The sequence below is a fragment of the Gemmata algarum genome (genome assembly GCF_034097035.1).
Classification (GTDB): domain Bacteria; phylum Planctomycetota; class Planctomycetia; order Gemmatales; family Gemmataceae; genus Gemmata; species Gemmata algarum.
The window spans coordinates 1-1240 of record NZ_JAXBLV010000091.1 but is presented as its reverse complement, the minus strand read 5'-3'; the positions used below and the strand labels follow the sequence as shown (position 1 = coordinate 1240).

Below are 1240 nucleotides of genomic sequence, written 5' to 3'. Positions count from 1 at the left end.
GCGGCGGTGAAAGTAATTGGCGATCTTGTCCATCCAGTTCGACAACGTCTTGCAAAACGTCTCCAGGGCACTCAGGCCCAATTTCCCGACGTCGTTCATCCACTGTTCCAGTCGCGTACGACCCTCCACCGGCGTTCCAATCGCTTTGTCCTCGAAGATCGCTCGGAGTTGTTCACGTTGCTCCCACAACGCCCCCAACTCGGGGAACTCCTCACGCAACCGGGCGAATGACTCACGGTCCTCGGCCCGCATGTTCTCCGGGTTCGTCACCCACCACCAGCGACTCCCTTTCAATCGCTTCTTCACCTCCGCGGGCAACGCACGTTGGATCTCGCGACGTGCCGACGTCAGACCGTCTTGGAAATTGTTCATCACATGGAACCGGTCGATGGTGATGCGGACGCCGGTTCCGAACGCCTCCCGGGCCGCCTCCACATACCCGTCCCACATGTCCGACGTCACTTCCTCGACATGCTTCAACACGCCCTGTTCCTTCTGCTTCTTGAGGTACGCCAACACCGTCGCTTTCTCACGGTTTTCCAGCACATCGAGTACGCACCCGTGATCGTGATCCACGATCACGGCGACGAACTGTCGGTGCCTTTTTTCAGAGACAACTCGTCGATCCCAATGCGGCGGATCGGTCCCGACGGTGTTTCCGTGGCCCGCTGTTGGTGTCGTTCGAGGAAGGCGTAATACCACCCCTCCAGAGTCTTCTCCGGGATTCCAAAGAACCGAGCCGCATTGGCCACGTCGCTGTGGCGGATCAACTCGGCGGCTCGCACCAGGAGTCGTTCGGTGGCGTGCGACCCTTCGGCCAGGAACGGGATCGGCGGAGTGAAGCACGGCCCGCAGTGTTGGCACTCGAACGGTCCGACACGGACGGTCAACTCGACGGCATGCGAACCAAGGGGCAAGTCGAGGATGTGATCCCGATTGCGTCGTTGCTTGATCGTGTCGCCGGTTCGTTGGCACTGGGGGCAGACGCCAATGGCGTGCTCGGGAACCACAGTGATGAAGTAGCGTTGGTGGGCCGTGTCCGGCTCCACGTGGACGACGGCGAACCCCGGTAATTGGAGGAGGTCGGTCCAGACCCGGGAAACGCTCTCGCCGTTCATGGCGAGTCTCCGGAACTGTTGAGGGTGAACACGCGACTGCGGTCAACTCGCTAAGAATACCCGTTATCAATCGACCGAACCGCCAGAAAACACTCTCACGTCCCCAAGAGTCGCGGAGAACC

Annotated in this window: 2 protein-coding genes; both read right to left on the bottom strand. The window is 60.4% G+C overall.

Going from position 1 to position 1240, the window contains the following annotated elements; all coding sequences use genetic code 11:
- A partial coding sequence (locus R5W23_RS08725) for a transposase (RefSeq protein ID WP_320686002.1) occupies positions 1-582 on the bottom strand: 582 nt, incomplete at its 3' end.
- On the bottom strand, positions 579-1118 hold the full coding sequence (locus tag R5W23_RS08720; protein WP_320686001.1) for a helix-turn-helix domain-containing protein: 540 nt from the start codon (positions 1116-1118) through the stop codon (positions 579-581). The genes R5W23_RS08725 and R5W23_RS08720, both read right to left, overlap by 4 nt.
- Positions 1119-1240 lie beyond the last annotated feature (122 nt).

Coding starts and splice junctions, on each gene's coding strand:
- R5W23_RS08720 (WP_320686001.1), bottom strand. CDS start 1,118: ATGAACGGCGAGAGCGTTTCCCGGGTCTGGACCGACCTCCTCCAATTA.